This is a genomic window from Desulforhopalus glucosivorans (genome assembly GCF_054397165.1).
This window is the reverse complement of record NZ_AP044854.1, coordinates 4,171,010-4,191,458: the sequence shown is the minus strand read 5'-3', so window position 1 is coordinate 4,191,458 and position 20,449 is coordinate 4,171,010. Positions and strand designations below refer to the sequence as shown.

Annotated in this window: 14 protein-coding genes and 1 riboswitch; of the genes, 4 read left to right on the top strand and 10 right to left on the bottom strand. The window is 46.0% G+C overall.

Features of this window, described 5'->3' with window-relative positions:
* Positions 1-6: 6 nt before the first annotated feature.
* Genes ACX6CI_RS18010 through ACX6CI_RS18000 form a run of 3 tightly spaced genes read right to left on the bottom strand, consistent with a single transcriptional unit; the run spans position 7 to position 4,422 of the window.
* On the bottom strand, positions 7-1,335 hold the full coding sequence (locus ACX6CI_RS18010) for a hemerythrin domain-containing protein (RefSeq protein WP_458775044.1): 1,329 nt from the start codon (positions 1,333-1,335) through the stop codon (positions 7-9).
* Positions 1,332-3,062, bottom strand: a complete 1,731-nt coding sequence (locus ACX6CI_RS18005; RefSeq protein ID WP_458775043.1) for a peptidase domain-containing ABC transporter — start codon at positions 3,060-3,062, stop codon at positions 1,332-1,334. The genes ACX6CI_RS18010 and ACX6CI_RS18005 overlap by 4 nt, the downstream gene beginning before the upstream one ends.
* A 31-nt stretch (positions 3,063-3,093) precedes the next feature.
* Entirely contained in the window at positions 3,094-4,422 is a 1,329-nt protein-coding gene (locus ACX6CI_RS18000) for a TolC family protein (RefSeq protein ID WP_458775042.1), read from the bottom strand.
* Between the two features lie 294 nt (positions 4,423-4,716).
* Positions 4,717-4,791: riboswitch (cyclic di-GMP riboswitch) on the top strand.
* A gap of 206 nt (positions 4,792-4,997) precedes the next feature.
* On the opposite strand from ACX6CI_RS18000, the gene ACX6CI_RS17995 reads away from it, so the two are divergent.
* Together ACX6CI_RS17995 and ACX6CI_RS17990 are read left to right on the top strand one after the other, a co-directional pair.
* Positions 4,998-6,659, top strand: coding sequence for a PP2C family protein-serine/threonine phosphatase (locus ACX6CI_RS17995; RefSeq protein WP_458775041.1), 1,662 nt, complete (start codon positions 4,998-5,000; stop codon positions 6,657-6,659).
* A gap of 207 nt (positions 6,660-6,866) precedes the next feature.
* Positions 6,867-8,069: an aldo/keto reductase gene (locus tag ACX6CI_RS17990; RefSeq protein ID WP_458775040.1), complete on the top strand. Its 1,203-nt coding sequence runs from the start codon at positions 6,867-6,869 to the stop codon at positions 8,067-8,069.
* 54 nt (positions 8,070-8,123) lie between these two features.
* On the opposite strand, the gene ACX6CI_RS17985 is transcribed toward ACX6CI_RS17990, so the two are convergent.
* Both ACX6CI_RS17985 and ACX6CI_RS17980 read right to left on the bottom strand, forming a co-directional pair.
* Positions 8,124-9,407: an acetyl-CoA C-acetyltransferase gene (locus ACX6CI_RS17985; RefSeq protein WP_458775039.1), complete on the bottom strand. Its 1,284-nt coding sequence runs from the start codon at positions 9,405-9,407 to the stop codon at positions 8,124-8,126.
* A 77-nt stretch (positions 9,408-9,484) separates the two neighbouring features.
* Complete coding sequence (locus tag ACX6CI_RS17980; protein ID WP_458775038.1) at positions 9,485-10,279, bottom strand: SDR family NAD(P)-dependent oxidoreductase; 795 nt, start codon at positions 10,277-10,279, stop codon at positions 9,485-9,487.
* Between the two features lie 242 nt (positions 10,280-10,521).
* Between ACX6CI_RS17980 and ACX6CI_RS17975 the strand changes: the two genes are divergently transcribed.
* The gene (locus ACX6CI_RS17975; RefSeq protein WP_458775037.1) at positions 10,522-12,108 is read left to right on the top strand and encodes an acyl CoA:acetate/3-ketoacid CoA transferase; all 1,587 of its coding nucleotides are present in this window, start codon (positions 10,522-10,524) and stop codon (positions 12,106-12,108) included.
* Positions 12,109-12,155: 47 nt separating this feature from the next.
* On the opposite strand, the gene ACX6CI_RS17970 is transcribed toward ACX6CI_RS17975, so the two are convergent.
* The 4 genes from ACX6CI_RS17970 to ACX6CI_RS17955 all read right to left on the bottom strand — a co-directional run bounded on the left by ACX6CI_RS17970 (position 12,156) and on the right by ACX6CI_RS17955 (position 17,947).
* Positions 12,156-13,586, bottom strand: coding sequence for a sigma-54 interaction domain-containing protein (locus ACX6CI_RS17970; RefSeq protein ID WP_458775036.1), 1,431 nt, complete (start codon positions 13,584-13,586; stop codon positions 12,156-12,158).
* Positions 13,587-14,037: 451 nt separating this feature from the next.
* Positions 14,038-14,718 carry an NAD-dependent deacylase gene (locus tag ACX6CI_RS17965; RefSeq protein ID WP_458775035.1) on the bottom strand — a complete coding sequence of 227 codons (681 nt, stop codon included), beginning with the start codon at positions 14,716-14,718 and terminating at the stop codon, positions 14,038-14,040.
* A gap of 35 nt (positions 14,719-14,753) precedes the next feature.
* Complete coding sequence (locus ACX6CI_RS17960) at positions 14,754-17,216, bottom strand: helix-turn-helix domain-containing protein (RefSeq protein ID WP_458775034.1); 2,463 nt, start codon at positions 17,214-17,216, stop codon at positions 14,754-14,756.
* On the bottom strand, positions 17,213-17,947 hold the full coding sequence (locus ACX6CI_RS17955) for a YecA/YgfB family protein (protein ID WP_458775033.1): 735 nt from the start codon (positions 17,945-17,947) through the stop codon (positions 17,213-17,215). Before ACX6CI_RS17955 ends, ACX6CI_RS17960 begins: the two co-directional genes overlap by 4 nt.
* 189 nt (positions 17,948-18,136) lie before the next feature.
* On the opposite strand from ACX6CI_RS17955, the gene ACX6CI_RS17950 reads away from it, so the two are divergent.
* Positions 18,137-18,868, top strand: a complete 732-nt coding sequence (locus tag ACX6CI_RS17950; RefSeq protein ID WP_458775032.1) for a metallophosphoesterase family protein — start codon at positions 18,137-18,139, stop codon at positions 18,866-18,868.
* Here the strand turns inward: ACX6CI_RS17950 and ACX6CI_RS17945 are convergent.
* Positions 18,855-20,207: a serine/threonine protein kinase gene (locus tag ACX6CI_RS17945; protein ID WP_458775031.1), complete on the bottom strand. Its 1,353-nt coding sequence runs from the start codon at positions 20,205-20,207 to the stop codon at positions 18,855-18,857. The genes ACX6CI_RS17950 and ACX6CI_RS17945 overlap by 14 nt on opposite strands.
* Between the last annotated feature and the right edge of the window lie 242 nt (positions 20,208-20,449).

The following is a 20,449-nucleotide window of genomic DNA, read 5'->3' as shown; positions in this document are numbered from 1 at the left end:
CTCTCCTTATGTCCTTTCTCTGTTGGTTACAAAGGTGTCATAATCCATGCCGTTGGTATGTTCGACCCACCAGCGCATCAGTCGTTTTAAAAATATGGGTGAAATCTGAGAGCGGCCGGACACAAGGTGCCCCATCGCCTCACCTATATATTGCAGGAGCATCTTGTGGGCTTCTATGTGGGCAACCATGTCTTTTATACCTTCCTGTTCCATGATTTTCTCTTCATGGCTGAAATGGCTGGCCGCAAATTTTGCAATTTTGCTCAATTCAGTCTTCAGGTCTATGGGTTGGTCTCCTTTCTGTTGTGGTTTGTTGAGATTAAGGAGGAGGCCGATCAGGTTTGCATGCTCTTCGTCCACCTCAACTATGCCGGTTTTTCGTATGAGCCACTGGAAGTCATCTGAGCTCTTGGCCTTATTAAAAACGGGGCCTGCAATGCGTGAGAAGTGAAATTCTTTGTAGTCTATACCGTTGATGTGGTTAATCCACCAGAGGAAGAGAAAATCCATGAAGCCGCTCAGGTCGGTTTTTTTATTTCCAGCAACAAGTTCCCTTTGCCCAGATAATGCCCGCATGAACTTCCCATGCTCGCCACACTGTTTGTCGGTGGGGAGATCGTATTGTTCAAGGAGCTGTTCTTCATTATCAAAATGGTGTTTCGTGACTCTGTACATCTCATCGAAAAAAGTGAGTAGTTCGGCTCTGCTTTGCTCACTGTCTATGGTGTAATTACAGCGAGTAAGGAAGGTATTGATGGCTATGATTTGCTCGGTCAACTGTTTGTGTTCGGTATCTACAGTTGGCAGGCCGGTGGTCTTGATTATCTCGGAAACATCGTGCCAATGGAGAGCTTTTTTTATGTGGGGCTGGAAGTTTTTGAGTGTGAAGGTGTCAACGTCAACGTTATTAATGTGGTTTATCAGCTCCTCAATCACTTCAACCCGTGAATGTTGGAAGGTGCTCACAAGGCCATCTTGAAAGTCTGAGCGGATAGCATTGATTGTATCAAGAAAGGCGCTGTGCTGTCTTCGTTGATGTCCTATATCGGGAAGACTGTATCGATCAATAAAATACTCTTCAGTGAGGAAATGCTGGTGGAGGGTTTTGACAAACCTGTTGAAAAGCTTGTTCTGTTCTTCAAGTGTTTGTGAATTCATCCTCAGATTTTTGCTGCTTCTGGTTAACCTCCCCATATCAAGGATGTATTCCACAAGTCTCTGATGTTCCCGGTCGATACGCTCTATCCCGGTTTCCTGGACTATGTCACAGATGTCTTCCCAGCGTGTTGCGGTTTGCATGACCCAGCGCTGCCACCGTTTCTGGTCTACTATCATGGCTTTATTTCCTCCACAGTAACCACCTCAAAGCCTTCCTCCTTACAGCGTATTACCTTATCAACAGGGAGCTGGAATTCCCCATAATCGGAGACAATGAAGACGGTACACTTACCCTTGAGTCGTGTTATTATTTCACAAGCAATTTCACGAGTCTGGTTATCGAGGCTATTGAGGGACCTGTCTAAGATCAGTAGTCTGGGAGTTTGTACAAAGGCTCGGGCCAGACAGATCCGTTGGATCAAGCTTTGGGGGAGGGACTCGTTGGAGCGTTGGTCTACCAACGTATTGTACCCATTGGGGAGATCGGCAACAAAGGAATCCAGGCCGAAGAGGGAGGCTGTATCAAGGGCTGTGTCACGCTTCTCCGGCTTAAACATTGCAATATTATCGAGAACTGTACCGTTAAAAAGTCTTCCCTTTCTGGGGAGATATTCAACCCGGCCATTAAAACATGAATGATCCATGGATGAGATCAAATACTCATCGATGAATATTTTCCCTGAGTCCGGTTTGTACATCCCGCATAATAGAAGCATTAAACTTGTGGTTTGTTCCTGATTCCTGCCATCGACGCCTACAAACTCCCCTGCATGAAAGGTGGCGTTGAAGCTGTTGATCCTAAGAGCTGCAAGCTCTGTTGTAAGGGAAACATTTTCAAAGCATACGGTACCCTCCACATCCTTAATCTGTGGGATACTGTTGAGGTCTTCATTGGGACACAGATCTATGATCTTTTTGAGCTGTACCTGGGCGTTGGTTACTTCCGAGAATTTCAGCCAGAAGCCGGCCACCTTTAAAAAAGGTTGTAAGCCCCGGGTTGCAAGCATGGTACAGGCTGTCATTGCCCCAACTGTAAGACTGCCTTTGATGACGAGGTCCGCCCCGAGAAAGATGATACCCATCATATTGAACTGTGAGACAAAGGAGCCGCTGTTCTGGGGAAGTGCAAGCCATCGATTCGCCTGCATCCCTGTGGAGGCTGCTCTGGCCTGTATGTTCTCAAACTTTCGTTGCAGGCGGTCTTCTAGGCCCAGGGATTTTACAGTGTGTATTCCACCAAGAGACTCCAGAGTGAAATCGAGCTGCTCCTTATTAAGTTCTATCTGGGCTTGATGTTGGCGCTCAAATTTACTTTTAGCAATTAATGTGCAGCCGATAAAAAGAGTTATGAGAAGACAGGTAAAATAACAGAGTGCTCCGCCGATGTAATAGAGGAGGCTCAAAAAGAGAAGAGCAAAAGGAATATCAAGTAATACCAGTAGGATTTGTCCAGATACATATGTTTTAATGGTGTTGATGGCAGAAAATCTTTCAAAATGGACCCCGGGGTTGTCCTTTTCAAACCTGTCTAGGCGGGCCGAGAGAAAACGGTTCAGTGCGTCGGTATGAAGAATGTGATCAAGTCGTGCCGACAACCAGTTGCTGATAAAGCTTCGAAAGGTCTTTACAATTGTTTCAAGGATGATCGCTGATAAGACACCCAACATGAGCCATCCCAGGGTGGAGTAGCTGCTATTGGGAATTATCCTGTCATACACCTGCATAAGGGCAAGCGGAAGGGCCAGTGCAAGCAGATTGATGACGACTGAGGCGGTGATGAGCATAAGGCCGTCTGATCCAAATTTTGGGATGAGTCCCAGGAGTTTCAGCCAGTCTCTTGTGCGGAGAAGGAGCTCTAGTCTTCTCTGGGGAGGTGCTGTCAAAATATCTTGTGTCTCAGACATGTAACTCTCAGTAATTGGTATGTTCGTATATTTATTGGTACACCCACAGAGTTAAGGAACTTTGCAATGTCTCAATGTTAAGCAACCCCAGAGCGTGGAGGTAGTTAAAAATAAAGCGGTTATGCTGCTCTGTTGCATCCACTACCTCAAGTCGTGCACTGGTCATCTCAGCCTGGGACAAAAACACATCAACAGATGTTCTCGTTCCCGTATCAAACTCCTCAATCATTCCTTCAAGGGTTTTCTGTGCAAACTCGAGTCGTTTCTTCGCTAGGTGCAACTCCTCACCGCTCTGATTATAGTTTGACTTTGCAGTGAGGATATTTCTGGTAAGCTCTCGCTTCAAATCTGTTATTTCAAAGCCCTGTCTGATTTTACTGCCAAGTGCTTTTTGGGTCCGTGAATTCGTCTTGCCGCCAGAATAGAGGTCGAGCTGCAACTCCAGTCCCACATACCCCTCATTGTATGGATACCTGTCTGAATCGTATTCACCGGCGGGCTGATATGTATAGTGGGCAACCGTCGCAAGCGTTGGGAGGTGCCCCGCCTTTTCCCGCTTAACATCCTGCTCAAGTGCCGTTCGCTCCGCTAAAAGGGGCTGAAGTTTAGGGTGATATTCCAGAGCTGTAACAAGGGAGGGGAATGATTGTTTCTGCTCAGTAAGGTGAATGAGATCAACTTCTTTTGGCGCTGTTTTTCCCGTGGTTTTCTGCAGGGCTTCCTTTGCCTGATCTACTTCTCTTGTGTATCGAAGCAGTTTTGACCGGGATCCATGGAGTTTGGATTCAGCCAGCCAGACATCCGTTATGGTGAGATCCCCCGCTTCAAATCTGATTTTTGCTCCATTGAGGTAGGCCGACAAAATCTCAACGTCTTTTTTACCGGTTTCATAGCGACGCAGGCTCTTCCAATATGCTGACCAGTTCAGAGCCAGTTCAAGGAGTATATCTTGCTGGGCTTGAATAAATGTCGCCGCTGCTTTTTTGTATCTACTGTCACTACTTCGTATCTGGTAGAGTTGCGGTATGTTGATGAGGTCCTGGGATAATTCGACACTACTGTTGAATTCTCCATAGTCGTTGCCGCTATTAGAGTAGCTCTCGCTCATGCCACCACCTTCAATGTTGAGACTGAGTTGTGGAAGATATGAGGCACGGACTATTTTTTTCTCAGATGCAGCAATTTCCATATCCTGCCTGGCAATATGGATTTGTGGGGATTCTGCCAAAACACCTATAGCTGTATCGATGAACTGGGAGCCGTGTACGGTTGAAACTGCAAAGAGCAAAAGGCTTAGAAGTGTTACAAACCTCAAAATGTTGCCAGAGACTTGGTGAGAAATTCCTAACAACATTGTCATGTAGTTGTCCTTGTCCATTACGTAGTACGTACAATATAGAAACAGTAAATCAGCGTGTTAAATAATTCTATCACTCTTGTTTTGTGAGAATCAAATTTTAAGCACTATTTTTTTTGTCAGTGGGGGATGGCATACAAGGAACAGGTTGTGAAATGATATTTTCCCGCCCAAATAAAATACTAAAAAAGGAGAGTCGATCACACTTCAGAGTGTGTGGTGTAAGGGGGATTTATATTTGACAGAGTGCCACAATGTGGCATATTATTTAGGCTTAAAGTATGACTTAGATTCCAGTGATGAAAAAACCAAATCTGTTGAGAAACAGAGACGGAAAACCACGGGTCTTGCTTAGATAGCCGGGTTGCCATCATTAGTGGTGACTCGGCTATTCTCATTTCCACTCATAATTGAGCCACTCTTCCTTTTCACGAACCCTAGGTAGGAACGTTAAGTGATATTTTAAACGTTATGTATGGGGCTGAAATGGTTCACTTCCCGGAAGCTAAATCAAGTGAGTTACGATCAAACCTTGATGACTGCATAGAAAATCCAATTACTCACAATGGTATACATCCATGGATATAACAAGAGATGATACAAAAACTGATGCTTTACTTCAGCGTCGCCATAGCCTGGGGGCAAAACCCCGAGCAATCAAAACTTTCAACAAGACACGGGGGACATTGCTTGCGAAAATGTCTCCTCTTCCTCGGGATTTTGGAATCTCAACATTGCAAAACGAGAGTGACCATGAAAGGCAACTTGCCGAAACTATCATTGACAACAGCAAGGTAATACTCTTTAGGCGCCTTGCCTCCGGCACACCGGAACAAAGAAAAATGGTCTATGTTTCTCCAAATATTTCAAGATTCGGCTACGAGGCAGAGGATTTTCTTTCAGGTAAAACCATGTACCGTGACCTGGTGTTTCCGGGTGACAGTGAGAGGACACTTAAAGAGATAGAAGACTTTGTAGCCCAGGGGATAGAAAACTACACTCAGGTGTATAGAATTATCACAAGGACCGGAGAAGTACGATGGGTAGAGGATCGTACCTCAATTTTTAGGGATCCTGCCTCAGGTGTGCATTATCACCAGGGGATTGTTATTGATATCCACGACCAGAAAACCATAGAAGAGAAACTGCGCAAGAGTGAAGAGAAATATCGAAGGATAGTGGAAACGGCCAGTGAGGGTTTTTTACTGATGGATAAATCTTTCAATGTTATTGATCATAATTCTGCCTATGCAGACATCCTTGGGAGGCCAGGTGCGGACCTCACATATATGCGGCCCCTTGGTATGGAGCCTGCCAGATTGAAGCAGTTGTGGCGGGCAGGGCGCCGCAGTGATGTGCATCCGGAACGTCGTGAAATAGAGTACGATTTGACTCTTTTAGACGGACGTATTGTGCCTTTGCTTATCCATGCTAATACGCTTCGTTCAGATAAAGGAAAAATCATAGGTAGTATGGCTTTTGTCACTGATATTTCCACTCAAAAAAAGGCCCTTCTGCTTGCAGCTGAAGTACAGAGAGGGCTTTTTCCTGCATCGGCGCCAAAGGTTGAAGGGCTTGAGGTCGCGGGTAGAAGTTATCCGTGTGATGAAGTTGGAGGGGATTATTATGATTATCTTGCTGGTGGGATCGTGGAGAGTGAGTCTTTAATTGTTGTTATAGGCGACATTATAGGCCATGGAGTCGACTCAGCTCTTCTTATGGCAAGTGCCAGAGCCTTTTTACGGATGAGGGTGTCTCAGGCAGGTACCATTGAGGAAGTAATACGGGATATGAATCAGCAGTTGGCTGGAGACATGGAAAAATCCGGGCGGTTTATGACCATGTTACTCCTCAATTTTGGTAAAGATGGTCGGAGTGTTGAGTGGGTTCGTGCAGGTCATGATCCAGCCCTGTTATATGATCCTACCCGGCAACTGTTTTCAGAGTTAAAAGGGCCAGGACTGGCTCTGGGGATCGAGCCGACCTACGAATATCAGAGCCAGACTAAAGGAAATTTGCAGCCAGGGCAGCTTATAATTCTCACTACGGATGGCATATTTGAAGGTACTAACCAGGAAGGTGAAATGTATGGTGCAGAGCGTTTGAAAAACATCGTTCGTAGAAACTCGGGAGAAAGTGCAGAAGCAGTCCTTGATCATATTATTAATGATCACTCTATTTTTACGGGTGGAATCGCTCGAGAAGACGATGCTACTCTGGTCGTTGTAAAAATCATATAAAAGTAACAAAGATGGAGGGGCAGATGAGAAAGCGGTCATATATTCTTATGATGATTCCACCATTGGTTGGGGGGATGTCTTTGAGGTGATGCAGGCCGAGAAAAAATAGACGTTACCTGGTGAAACAATGTCTAGGGTAAGACGGGTCTCTTTTGCTATACTTTCATATAGTAGATAATACTGGTTATTCAAAGGGAGCTATGGATCATGTTATATAGAAAAATGCCGAAGGTAAATGAGGAACTTTCTGTCTTGGGTTTTGGCTGTATGCGCTTACCGCTTCAGCAGGACGGTTTACTTGATAGAAAGCGTGCTATAGAGCAGATCAGGATGTCCATTGATCAGGGTGTAAACTATCTCGATACTGCCTGGCCCTATCATAGTGGAGAAAGCGAACCACTGCTTGGCGAAGCACTGGGGGCTGGTTATCGTGACAAGGCCTATATTGCCACGAAATTGCCCTCCTGGATGGTAGACGACAGGGCGCAGATGGATGATTATCTCAGCAGGCAACTACAGCGTCTACAAGCCAAGTATATAGATTTTTATCTGATTCATAATCTCAATGGTCCTATGTGGGAGAGATTAAAGGACATGGGGGTTCTTGATTTCATTGAGAAGGCAAAAAACAGTGGAAAGATACGTTATGCCGGATTTTCCTTCCACGGACATGTCGATGATTTTAAAACAATTATCAACGATTATGACTGGGAGTTTTGTCAGATTCAGTACAACTATCTCGATGAGTTTCACCAGGCCGGAAGAGAGGGGCTGGAGTACGCTGCAGCAAGGGATTTAGGTGTGGTTATCATGGAAGGATTGCGGGGAGGAAGCCTCGGGGAGCCTGAGCCGCCTTCGGAGGTGGCAGATCTCTGGGAGAGTGCAGTCCATAAAAAAACTCCGGTTGAGTGGGCCCTGCGTTGGATTTGGGATCACCCTGAGGTGAGTGTTGTCTTGTCGGGAATGAATGAGGAGGCCCATATTGAGGAAAACCTCCGGATTGCAGACGAGGCACAACCAGATTCTCTTGATAATAAAGAACGAGCGTTAGTTACACAGGTATCTGAGACCTATAAGAAAATGATGAAGGTCGCTTGTACCGGCTGTGAATATTGTAAGCCATGTCCGGAGGGAGTAAATATCCCCGCCGCCTTTGATGTGTTTAACAAGTTGCATATGTATAGAAACACGGATGAGGCAAAGTTTTTATACGCAGTACGTTGTTGTGGGGTCTTTGCCGCAGGTGATGTGCAATATGCGTCACTCTGTGTTCAGTGCGGAGAGTGCATTGATAAGTGTCCACAGGGAATTGATATCCCGACACTCCTCGAAGATGTTGCCTGTGAACTCGAAGACGATAAGATGGATGAGCGGTTACTGGCAGTTCGTAAGATGTTGAACATGAAGTAGGCTTTCAGTTGCTGACATTTTGCCTGTCAGCAACTGAAAATGTTGGACTTCAAACTATATATTTTCGATCACCATGGCCATTCCCTGGCCGCCACCAATGCAGAGTGATGCAAGGCCTAAGCCCAGATCTTCCCGCTTCATTCTGTTCATAAGAGTGAGCAAAATACGTGCTCCTGTACAGCCGATTGGGTGGCCAAGAGAAATTCCACTGCCCAGGACATTGGTTGTTTCAATGTCGCACTGCAGCTCCCGCATACAGGCAATTGCCTGGACAGCAAAGGCTTCATTTAACTCTATGCCTTCAAAATCTGCGATGGTCAGATTATGTTTGGCCATGATCTTTCTAACAGCAGGGATGGGACCAAGTCCCATATACGCGGGATCAAGTCCGGCGGTGGAGTGGGCCTTGATTCTGGCCATGGGAGTCAGACCCAGCTCAAGTGCTTTTTTCTCTGACATGAGGAGTAGAGCGGCTGCTGCATCGTTAATTCCCGACGCATTTCCAGCCGTAACTGTTCCATCTTTTTTAAATGCAGTTCGGAGTTTTCCCATTTTCTCAACACTGGTTTCCATGGGGCGTTCATCCACATCAAATATCTTAGGATCTCCTTTGCGCTGAGGTATTGAAACCGGGACTATCTCATCCTTGAAGACACCGGCTTTGATAGCAGCCATGGCACGCTGGTGACTGAGAACACCCATCTCATCCTGCTCCTGTCGGCTTATACCGTATTTTTCGGCGATGTTTTCGGCGGTCATTCCCATATGATAGTTGTTGAAAATCTCATACAAGCCATCAAAGACCATCAGGTCGACCATTTGACCATCACCCATACGCTGACCCCAGCGCGCGTTTGGCAGGGCGTAGGGAACCCGGCTCATTGACTCCATTCCGCCTGCGAGGATCACATCAGCATCTCCACAGCGAATAGCCTGACTGGCAAGGGCAATTGATTCAATTCCAGAGGCGCAGAGTTTATTTATGGTGGTGGCGCTGGTTTCTTTTGGGATACCTGCCCTGATGGTGGCCTGTCTACCTACGTTTTGGCCTTGCCCTGCTGCAAGTACATTGCCCATGATAACCTGATCAACTTCAATGGGTTGCAGGTTGGTGTCATAGTCATCGTACTGCTTTTCTAAATCTATTTGACCTTCGCCTTGAATAGTGTCTGCACCAAATTTGATACACTCTTCACTGGTGACAGGTCTAAGCCCTGCACTCCTAAGGGTTTCTTTGAGTACAGTAGATCCCAGGTCCACCAGTGGGGTGTCTTTCAGAGTGCCACCATAGGCACCAATAGCGGTTCTTTTTCCACTTACGATGACAACATCCTGCATGGTATTCTCCTTTATAAGTTTCTGTTAGCTCGTACTTCCTGCTGTTATGGGCGGCGTCAGATTCGAAGCTTTTTTCATTAGCCTTTGGATCCTAAGCGCAAACCACCATGAATGAAAACAGTTTCTCCAGCCATTGCTTCATTTTGATACAACTGGGCAACAAGGGACACAACTTCTTCAGGTTCCACCAGTCGTCCGATGGGAACCTGTTCTACAATCTTACTTATTATTTTTTCATCGATATTCTTTACCATAGGGGTACCCACATACCCCGGCGCTACAGCCATACAACGAATTTTATCGGCAATTTTTTTCCGGAAAAATTCGGCTGTGAGTACTTTTGGCATAACCGCCATGGCCGCTTTTGTAGAAGAGTAATTGATCTGGCCAGCAGTTCCAAGAGAACCGGTTGAGGAGACAAGACAAACCAGGCCCCTGCAATCGTTGTTGATCATTTGTTCAACGCATTCTCGTATGGTGAGGAACACCCCGGTGAGGTTGATATCAACAACTTTCTGGAAGGTCTCAAGGGACATCTTGCCGGTAACCTTGCCAGTTTCCCGGTCAGTCTTGATGAGCAGACCATCACCGGTGATCCCTGCAAAAGGTGCAACGAGGTTGATCGCTCCAAATTTTTCAATGGCGAATTCAGCGAGTTTGGTATTGTCTTCTTCGCTGGTGACGTTACAGGTAATGGCCTCTACCTTAGGACTGATCTGCCGAAGTTCTTCAAGTGCTTTGGCAAGGGCCTCTTCCTGTACATCTGCAATGACAACTTTTCCATCTTCGCGCAACCAGTACTCTGCAAGAGATTTTCCTATTCCACCGCTACCCCCGGTTATTACAGCAACAGAGTCTTTCACCTTCAGCATATCTTCCTCCAGAAATGTATATAATTATAGGACGTGGTGTTGACCCCGCCCTGGACTAAAGAAACAGAGCAATCTTTGTGCCAGTATTGAAGGTCGACAATCTCGTTATTACACCTTGGTAATCGACAAGTCACGCTGTGGCATATTTTTTGCTGAGTTAAACGTACTATAGATGTTCGGTTTCCGATGGTCGATCCGCTGCTTTGCGGGACAGTGAAAAATATAATCAGGCAGGTGCAATAATGATGAAGGATCAAGTCTCTTCCGGGGAGAATAGAGGTAAAAAAAGTAAGGTTGTTTCGGCAGCAACTGCAGTTGCTGCCATAGACGATGGCGCCACTCTGGCCACCGGAGGTTTTGTAGGAATAGGCTTTGCTGAGGATGTTATGGTAGCTCTCAAACAGCGATTCTTAGAGACTGGAACCCCTCGGAATTTAACTGTTATGTATGCAGCAGGTCAAGGTGATGGTGTCTCAAAAGGCCTCAATCATTTAGGGGAAGAGGGGCTTGTTGGAAGAGTCATCGGTGGACACTGGGGGCTGGTTCCCACGCTGCAACAATTGGCAGTTGAGAATAAAATTGTGGCCTACAATCTTCCCCAGGGCGTTATCTCCCATATGTTTAGGGATATCGGTGCCAAGAAGCCCAGAACAATCACCCATGTAGGTCTCGGCACCTTTGTTGATCCGAGAAATGGTGGAGGGAAGATTAATAGCGCCACCACAGAGGATCTCGTTGAATTAATGGAGTTTGATGGCAAAGAATACCTTGCCTATAAGACTCTTCCGGTACATGCTGCTATTCTTCGTGGTACTACCGCTGATCCCGATGGTAATATAACCATGGAGAAAGAGGCAGTTACCCTGGAAGCACTTGCCATTGCAATAGCTGCCAGGAACTCTGGGGGCAAGGTCATTGTTCAGGTGGAACGGGTGGCGGAAAAAGGCAGCCTACGCTCAAGGGATGTGAAAATTCCAGGGATTTTTGTGGATTATGTGGTGGTTGCAAATCCTGATAATCATTGGCAAACTTTTGGGGAACAGTATAACCCCGCATACTCAGGAGAAATCAAGGTTCCTGTGGATTCGCTTGCACCAATGCCCATGGGAGCACGTAAAATTATTGCAAGACGAGCAGCCCGGGAATTGAAGCCGATGGATATCGTTAACCTCGGTATTGGTATGCCCGAGGGGGTATCAAGTGTAGTTAATGAAGAGGGGATGTTGGACCAACTGGTACTCACAGCTGAGCCCGGTATCATCGGTGGAGTACCCGCCATGGGGCTTAGTTTTGGTGCAGCGGCCAATGCAGAGGCGGTGATTGATCAACCGTATCAGTTTGATTTTTATGATGGAGGCGGGCTCGATATTGCCTATCTTGGTATGGCCCAGGTGGATTCCAAAGGTAACGTCAACGTGAGTAAGTTTGGCTCAAAACTCACAGGTGCCGGGGGGTTTATCAACATCAGTCAAAACGCTAAAATTGTGGCCTTTGTGGGGACGTTTACCGCTGGAGGTTTTAAGGCCTCTGTAAGCGATGGGAAATTGTCCATTGATCAGGAGGGGCGAGTAAAAAAATTTGTTGAAGGAGAGGTGGAACACGTAACCTTTAGTGGAGTATACGCCCAAAAGGGCGAACAGAAAATCCTCTATATTACTGAACGTTGCGTCTTTGAATTGACACCTGATGGTTTGGAGTTAGTAGAAGTTGCTCCAGGGGTTGACTATCAGCGTGATGTTATTGACTTGATGGGCTTTACTCCCATAGTAACAGATCGTCTGACCACTATGGATACCAAGATTTTCGTAGATGCTCCCATGGGGGGTTAAGGGAGTACCTCTTTTAGTAATCGGGTCAACACCACTTACAGGAGAGTTTATCCTCCTGTAAGTGGGATACTGTATTTTTGAGCTTTTTTGTAAAGCAGTGTCCTATGTATCCCTAGTATTTTTGCAGCCTTAACCTTGTTGTAACCGGTGAGCTTCAGGGCATCAGAGATGGCGGCTTTCTCAGCCTTTGCTACGACCTCTTTGAGCAGAGAACCTTCGGCTGTCTCAATGATTTTCTCTCCTTTATTGAGGTAGAAGGGGAGATCACTTGGGTTAATCTCAGAACCATCAATGGATGCAAGGGTGCGCTCGACTACGTTACTCAGCTCACGGACGTTACCGGGCCAGTCATGGTTACTCAGTAGTTTTTCCGCACCGGAACTCAGGTTCACCTGTTGACCACTTCCCTCCAGTGATTTTTCAAGGAGATGATGGCTTAAGAGAACGATATCTTCGCGTCTTTCACGTAGTGGTGGTATCTCGATGGGGATCACATTAAGGCGGTAGTAGAGATCAGCCCGAAAGGTCCCTGCATCCACCATCTCTTTGAGCTTCTGGTTTGACGCTGCGACAAGCCGGAAGTCTGCTCTAATAACCTTGTTGCTACCAATTCGTTCGAATTCTCGCTCTTCAAGAACACGCAAGAGCTTGGGTTGCATTTCAAGGGGGAGGTCTCCAATTTCGTCCAGGAAAATGGTTCCTTGATCTGCAAGCTCAAATTTTCCTTTTTTGCCGGAACTCTTGGCCCCTGTAAAGGCGCCCCTATCGTAGCCAAAGAGTTCAGCTTCGAGCAGGTCCTTTGGGATTGCTGCGCAGTTAACCCGGATAAATGGCCTATTTTGCCTGCGGCTACCGCTATGGATTGCCTGGGCAAAAAGCTCTTTTCCAGTTCCTGACTCCCCTGTAATAAGGACAGGGAGTAAACATTTTGTGGCCCTGTTCGCCTCTTTTTTTAAATCTTCAATCGCCTGTGAATGTCCAATTATTGAATCGAAAGTGTACCTGGTTGAGCGGAGGGAGCTGAGTTCTTTTTCATAGCGTTTAACCCTACTACGCAGGTCAGATAACTTTGCGGCAAGGGTGTTTATGTCTTTTATATCTTTGAACATTACCTGACCATAGACAGCTATGACGCGACCATTCTCCATCACAGGTATCCGCTGCACAATCATTTCCTGGCCGTTGATAGGCTGGCTTGCACTCACCTCTGTCTTGCCGGTTTTGGCGACAATATGCAACCGGGTATTTTCCACGACTTCGGTTACATGTTTGCCGATCTGCTCTTTTGGGTTCACCCCCAGAAATGTACCGTAGGGACTATTGAAGTGAGTAATAAAACCGTTCGCGTCGACAACACAGGCTCCGTTATCAATATGGTCAAAGATGAGGTGCAAGATATCAAGCTGTTGCTTGGTGGAAAGTTTTTTGGGGCTGTGGAATGTATGATTTGAATGATTTTTTTCAGAAATAGTGGACATAGTTATGTATCCTTTGTTCTACATGTATAGTATTTGCTACATATATTTTACAGAAGTGATACTTTAATTACAACCTTGGATGGTCAATTTTGTGTATATTGAGAGCTCAAGGGATGCATCCCGTTCATCGGGATTAGATTTTTCGAGATAGTTGTAGCTTATTGCGTCAGGTAGACAGTTGATTACCCCTGCGGCACGACGTCTGCGGGACAGAAGAAATAAGAAGTGTGACATTACCTTGAATCAACTTGTCCATAGAGATATTCTGGATAGGTTCGTACTGTGGTAACGTAATAAACGTATAGCAAAGTCCGTACGGTTTGTTAGTCAATACTAATGTTAATGATTTGTAATTTTGTATTTCCTTTCTTGCTGTTGTTTGAGATGGTTCTTCACGACCACAAAATTTCTCATCAACCTTTTCCTGTCGCCTCCTTCTTTTAACTTTGACCTATTTCGGGAGCAGTTGTGAAAAATAATCTGCAACTGAAACAGTGGCAGGGCCAATCACCTGCTCATGGAACCGTGATGAGGCTTTACTGGTTTCAAGATTGATTTCAACAGTGTGGGAGCAGCTGTTCATGGCAAGTTCAACAAAGCCGGCTGCTGGATAAACGTGGCCCGAGGTGCCAATGGCTACAAAGAGATCACATTGCTCAATGGCACGGTAGATTCTCTCCATCTCAAGAGGCATCTCTCCAAACCAGACGATGTGTGGCCGCCAGTCCGTGTCAGTCAGGTCTTCCCTGCACTCCCGAACCTTGCCGCTGCTGCTGCATCTGGCTTTAAGCAATTCTCCGTGCATATGGATGAGGTTTTTACTGCCAGCACGGTCATGGAGATCATCTACATTCTGGGTAACAAGGAGGAACTCGCCACCCCTATTAGTGAATTTTTCCTCGAACTCGGCAAGAAACAGATGGGCGTCATTGGGGTGTGCTTCTTCGATGAGTTGTTTACGCCGTGCGTTGTAAAAATTCTGAACAAGAACAGGGTCTTTTTCAAAGGCCTGAGGGGTTGCAACATCTTCGACTCTGTGCCCTTCCCAAAGGCCCCCGGCTCCACGAAAGGTTCCAAGGCCGCTTTCGGCACTTATGCCGGCACCTGTGAGGATGACTATTTTCTCAAACATGGTAGCTCCATTTTTCTGTTGTAAAAAACGACCAATTATTCAGGATGGCATTCAAGATAAGCCAGAGTAAGTTTAATCTCACCGTAGCTATATTCTTTACCAAGTTCAGCTTTAATATCACTGATTTTTTTTGTCTTTTTCTTTTTAAGTGCAGTGATAATTGTATCAAGTTTGTCCTTATTCACTAGACTATCTATGTCAATATCACCCCTTGCAACATAGTGGGCAAGATGACTCTCTATCGTGGTAGGGGACAGTCCTCGATTTTTGGCTATTTCTTTTAGTTTCATACCGGACTCAAAAAGCTCCAGACTCTGTCGCTTGGTGTCTTTTATCTGTTTTCCTTCCTGCTCCGAGTAAGATAAGAGATCCTGTACTACTGGTAACTGAACGTTTTCTATATTGTTTTTTTCTCTGTACTCCCTCACCATGTTGACGATTTCATCCCCGTAACGTGAGATGAGTCGTTCTCCGATACCTTTAATCTTTATAAGTGCAGCCGGGGTGTCGGGGAGATTGACAGCAATTTGAATGATGGTTTTAAGGTGCATCACTTGAAAGGGCGTGAGGTTTTCTCCCTTTGCCTTTTTATCTCGCCAGTCTCGTAGCTTTTTATAGAGTTTTGGATGGTCAACGTCTGTTTCAGTGTAGGTAATTGCAGGAGCCTTAACCGCTTTTTTCTTTGTTGTAACCTCCGCCTTGGAGATGGCTCGCAGGTATTTTGCAGTGTCAAAACCTTCAGCACAGGAGGTCACGGCAGCCGTTTTTACTGAGGATTCTTCCTTGAGGTAATTAAGAGTGTTGCGGCTTTTTTTGCGAATCTCTTTGTTATCCGTCTCAAGACTAATTTTAGCAAGATGGTCGGCAACATGGATTTTCAGTTTTTCCTTAAAGTACCTTGAGGCCTTCCCAAGTCGCTCAATGATTACAGGATCTTCTGCCGGGAGCAGATCATCACGAAACAGGCCTCGCAGTTGGGCGCCAAAGTTTGCTCCCACAACCGTTATCTCTTCCATAATAGACTTCTGGATGCCTGTAATATCATCAGCTCCTTTGAGAAGCAGTGCCTCCCGGTTGCGCTGTACAAGAGAGGTTAGTCTGGCAAAGAGGTTGCCAAGACGCTGGAAATCAAAACAGTCCAGCAGGAGATTTTGCTGGTAGCGAATCTTAGCAAGGGCAAGTTTTTCTTTAGTTGGAATATTTTGCCCGGCCTGTTCTGTAAACTCACGTATGGTGGGATCTGTTTTAATGGAGTGCTTTGCAAGAGGACTGCTGAGGACCATACCTTCGAGGGTCCTGCAGCGACTCAGCGCTACATACACCTGGCCATGGGCAAATGAGGACTGGGCGTCAATTATTGCATTATCAAAGGTGAGTCCCTGGCTTTTATGGATGGTGATGGCCCAGGCAAGTTTCAACGGGTATTGTACAAAGGCCCCCACCTTATTCTCACTGACCTCCATGGTTTCCTGATCAAGGGTATAGTCTATATTTTCCCAAGTCGCAGGCTCAACCATAATCTCATCGTTGTCATCCCTGCATTTGATCCAGATGCTGTCCCCTGAGATGCGGGTTATTTTACCGATCTTTCCATTGAAAAAGCGCTTTTCATGGGAGACATCATTACGCATAAACATAACCTGGGCATCAACTTTGAGTTCCAGGGTGGATGGTGTTGGGTAAGAGTGTTCCGGAAATTCCCCCTCGACTTCGGCCTTAAAGCGGTGGGTTTTCTGTTTCAGTTGCTCCAGCCGTGTATTGTTTATGCGATCGGCGCTATTATTGTGGGTGCAGAGAGTAATATAACCTTCACCAACTCCTTGTTCAGTCTCAAAGTCTTTAATATAACGGGCATTGAGCGTTGTAAGGCTTTCCTGGTCGAGTTTATTATCCCTCACCTTATTGAGTAGAGCAATAAATTCAGAGTCTGCCTGGCGGTAGATGTGCTGTAGTTCAATTGAGATCAGTTCGGTCTTTGCAAGGGCCTGGCTGGAAAAAAAATAGGGAGAATCGTAGTAGGGGTTGAGAATACGCCAGTCTTCATTTTTCACAACCGGTGCAAGCTGGTGCAGATCTCCAATGAGCAGTAACTGTACGCCTCCAAAAGCGAGGTTGGACCTGCGATAGCGCCTGAGTACGCTATCAACTCCATCAAGAAGATCGGCCCGAACCATACTGATCTCATCAATGACCAGCAGGTCGAGGCTTTTGATGATATTGATCTTTTCCCTGTTAAACTTATGTTGTCTGGTATGCTCGCTACCTGGGATAAAAGGTCCAAAGGGCATCTGGAAAAAAGAGTGGAGGGTGACACCTCCCGCGTTAATGGCGGCAACACCCGTGGGAGCAGTGACGACCATTCGTTTTTCACAATCTTTTTTTAGATTATGGAGAAACGTGGTTTTGCCGGTTCCAGCCTTTCCTGTTAAAAAGACACTACAGCCCGTATCCCTGACAAAGGAATCGCCGAGCTGTAATTCAGGGTTTGTGGGACTCATTTCTTTTGACCAAAATCCACTTCAATAATATTAGATTTGTTTGATCCGGAGCCTTTTTTAACAGGACTTGCAGGTTTTGCTGTTTCTGCCTCAAGTAGTGCGCCCTCAACCATGCGTGCATGGTCCTGTAGTGTTTCAATGGCCAGTGGGAGGGAGGCGAGAAGGAACATCTGGATCTGCATCTCCCGGTCTTCAGGAGAACTCTCTCTGTCAGGGAAAACCTCTTGAAAAGCCTCTAAAGGCATGTTCTCAAAAAAGTCCATTACTTCAGCAGGGTCAACAAGGCCCTGGATTGTCATAAGACTGTGGTAGAGCTGTTCTGTATGTTTTTCAGGTAGATCGTCGTACTCTTCAGGATCCCAGGTTTCCTCTTTAATCGCCAATGCTTCTTCAAATCCAGAAACCCAGGCGTAGAGGACTTCAATGGAATCGGTGTCCAGATCATTTAAATCAAATGGAAAATCAAGTTTTTGCTGCTGGAAAGCGGCACTCAGTGTGCTGTATACTTGAATAAGACAACTGTGCATAGCCTCAACCTGGCCTTCGGAGTCGAATACTGGGGCCTCATCGCCAAATATGACTGGAACCCAGTCGCTGGGTAGCAGTATTCCAGGGGTCATTGCAAGGCCAAAGAGGTATCCCTGTAACTCCTCATAGGTGAAGGTTCCTTCTGGGTTGGGGGCAAGGGCCAGGTAGTTTTTTAGTGTTGAAGAGTCTTCTTTAGTAAGCATTGATTCAAAAATCCTGTTAAGAATGAACGGTGATTGTCTGTAACAGCAATAGTAAAAAACAGGTCCAAAAGAAAGAGAAATTTGCTGGTAAAGCTAAACTGATTGACCCATGTAAATGGTGTAGCTTTACGAATAAATTTCTCTTTCTCAGGTTATTTTCACTGAGCGAATAAACCCTAACGGTGCCCAATGAGAACTGCTGTATTATCAGATATACATGCAAATCTCGAAGCTTTTGAAGCGGTATTATACCATGCAGAAAAGGCTGGGGTGGATAACTATGTCTGTCTCGGAGATGTGGTAGGTTATGGCGCCAGCCCCAACGAGTGTGTGGAAATTCTTCAATCTCTGTCCTGTCCCTGTATCCTTGGGAATCATGATGCCGCCGTTCTGGATATCCCCATTAATATGAATAATGACGGGCGACGGGTTATCAACTGGACAAGACTGAATCTCTCTAAAGCTGCGATGTTTTTTCTCGGGAGCATGGAAGATATAATCCATGATGGGGAGGTCAGCTACTGCCACTCCACTCCCTATAAGACCAGAAGATGGTACTATGTGGCGGAAAAGAGTTATATCTCAAGCTCCTTTGCCAGGTCAAAGGCAAAGGTCCTCTTTGTGGGGCACACCCATGTTCCCATTGCCATAACGAGGAAGAATTTTTTCTGTGTCTATTTACGTTCCCCGGAACATTCAACGGTGGTTCCTGTGGCTGAGATAAATCGCCAGATCTTTAATGGTGGTAGTATTGGCCAACCAAGAGACGGTGATACGCGAGCCGCCTATCTGATTCATGACAGTCACAAAAAGCAGGTGGAGTTTTACCGGATAAGTTATAACATCGGCCGAGCAGCAGAAAAAATTTTGCAGGCAGGTTTACCTGAGGTCTTTGCCAAACGACTGTTCAGCGGTTTATAGGGAAATAGGGCAGGGTCGCCCCTTTTCCAAATTCCGGGAAGGCCCATCTTAAATGGTCTTCGAGCTGGGTAGCATCCTGGTAGCGACGTTCTACATCTTTTTCAAGGCACTGCATAATAATGGCCTCCAGATGTGGGCTGAAATCCTCCTGCACAGTTGATGGTCTGCGACTGGCAAGTGTTGTCTCGATATCAACGGGATAACCACTCATCTGTTGGTCATAGGGGGTGCTATTGGTTGCAAAAATATAGAGAATAACCCCAAGTGCCCATACGTCACTTGCTATAGAGGCTTTTCCATGGAACTGTTCTGGCGGCATAAAGTTAACAGTACCTTCAGAGCCCCCTTCAGCAGTTTGCCATGAAAGATCCCTGGCGATTCCGAAGTCGAGTAGTTTGATCTGACCACTGCTGTTAATTAATATATTCTCAGGCTTAATATCCCTGTGGAGAATTTTATGTTTATGGCTGTAGGAGACAACTGAGAGAAGTTGGAGGAAGTAGCTCTCCCGGTCAACAGGCGAAATGCCCTGGCCTAAAAGTTCTTGCAAGGTTGGGCCTTCCACATACTCCTGGATCAGGATAAACTTTCCGTGATCTTTTACGATCTCAATCAAGTGAACAATATTTGGATGATGAACCAGCCTTTTGAGAATGGCTGCAGACCTGAGAACGCGGAGATTCATCTGCATTGAGTGGGGGAGTTTTGCAACAGCCCGCCTCTTGCTGCCGATCTCCTCCACCAGATAGACAACTCCAAATCCTCCAAGACCCAGTCGCTTCACATAGCGCCATTTATCAAAAATGTATTCGGTTTGCTTCGTTGTGGTAAGTGATTTTGGAGTAAAGTAATTCAGGCCCGCCTGCAGATATTGGATGGCCCTGTGCCAGGGTGGCTGGCTGGGAATTTCTTTGGTACTATTGCTCTCTTTTTCCATACGGCGGCGTTGACTTGCAATGGTCTGGCCGATCTCAAAGAGTACCAGAAAGCTGATGGAAAATTGATTCGGATTGAGAGGGAGTATTATGAAATCATCAGCTCCCGACTGTAGATACTTCTTGGTTTCTGTTCGCCTTTTCTTTGGTATCAGCAGGAGGATGGGAATAAGCGGCCCGATAAAATCACGGATAAGGCGAATGACTCCATCTTCTTTGTTTTTGTCTCTGACGCGGTACACCACAAGGCAGAGCTTATTTTTAGGAAAATCCGCAAGAAAACTTCGGGTTGTCTGGATGGTGAGCGAGACTCTATCGACCACAAAAGATGAGGTGAGGCTCTTAATAAGGTTTGACTCAACGTCAGTCAGGCCAAATTGGAGTATGGTTTCCGGCGTACTCATATCACGTCGTAGTTGTCTCCCTTTTTGCTGTTGTCGAAAAGACTTGATCTATCATACCATTTTTAGATTGTCTTCACTAGATAGATTGGCTGCACGGATAGTAATGCCTGGCCAGCGCAGGCCGCCAGTGGCAGTCAGTCAGCGTTTTTAAGGAATACCTTGGATCGTTGTCGAAATTTTGTTAGGTCTATTTTGGGAACAGAAAAGTGAAGCCTTTATTGAACAAAATTACAGGTAGGAAG

Bases quoted from the DNA above. Each gene is read 5' to 3' on its own strand.
- ACX6CI_RS17955 (WP_458775033.1), bottom strand. From the start codon at position 17,947: ATGCTTACTAAAGAAGACTCTTCAACACTAAAAAACTACCTGGCCCTT.
- ACX6CI_RS17990 (WP_458775040.1), top strand. From the start codon at position 6,867: ATGTTATATAGAAAAATGCCGAAGGTAAATGAGGAACTTTCTGTCTTG.
- ACX6CI_RS18010 (WP_458775044.1), bottom strand. From the start codon at position 1,335: ATGATAGTAGACCAGAAACGGTGGCAGCGCTGGGTCATGCAAACCGCA.
- ACX6CI_RS17985 (WP_458775039.1), bottom strand. From the start codon at position 9,407: ATGCAGGATGTTGTCATCGTAAGTGGAAAAAGAACCGCTATTGGTGCC.
- ACX6CI_RS17975 (WP_458775037.1), top strand. From the start codon at position 10,522: ATGATGAAGGATCAAGTCTCTTCCGGGGAGAATAGAGGTAAAAAAAGT.
- ACX6CI_RS17965 (WP_458775035.1), bottom strand. From the start codon at position 14,718: ATGTTTGAGAAAATAGTCATCCTCACAGGTGCCGGCATAAGTGCCGAA.
- ACX6CI_RS18005 (WP_458775043.1), bottom strand. From the start codon at position 3,062: ATGTCTGAGACACAAGATATTTTGACAGCACCTCCCCAGAGAAGACTA.
- ACX6CI_RS17950 (WP_458775032.1), top strand. From the start codon at position 18,137: ATGAGAACTGCTGTATTATCAGATATACATGCAAATCTCGAAGCTTTT.
- ACX6CI_RS17960 (WP_458775034.1), bottom strand. From the start codon at position 17,216: ATGAGTCCCACAAACCCTGAATTACAGCTCGGCGATTCCTTTGTCAGG.
- ACX6CI_RS17995 (WP_458775041.1), top strand. From the start codon at position 4,998: ATGGATATAACAAGAGATGATACAAAAACTGATGCTTTACTTCAGCGT.
- ACX6CI_RS17970 (WP_458775036.1), bottom strand. From the start codon at position 13,586: ATGTCCACTATTTCTGAAAAAAATCATTCAAATCATACATTCCACAGC.
- ACX6CI_RS17945 (WP_458775031.1), bottom strand. From the start codon at position 20,207: ATGAGTACGCCGGAAACCATACTCCAATTTGGCCTGACTGACGTTGAG.
- ACX6CI_RS18000 (WP_458775042.1), bottom strand. From the start codon at position 4,422: ATGACAATGTTGTTAGGAATTTCTCACCAAGTCTCTGGCAACATTTTG.
- ACX6CI_RS17980 (WP_458775038.1), bottom strand. From the start codon at position 10,279: ATGCTGAAGGTGAAAGACTCTGTTGCTGTAATAACCGGGGGTAGCGGT.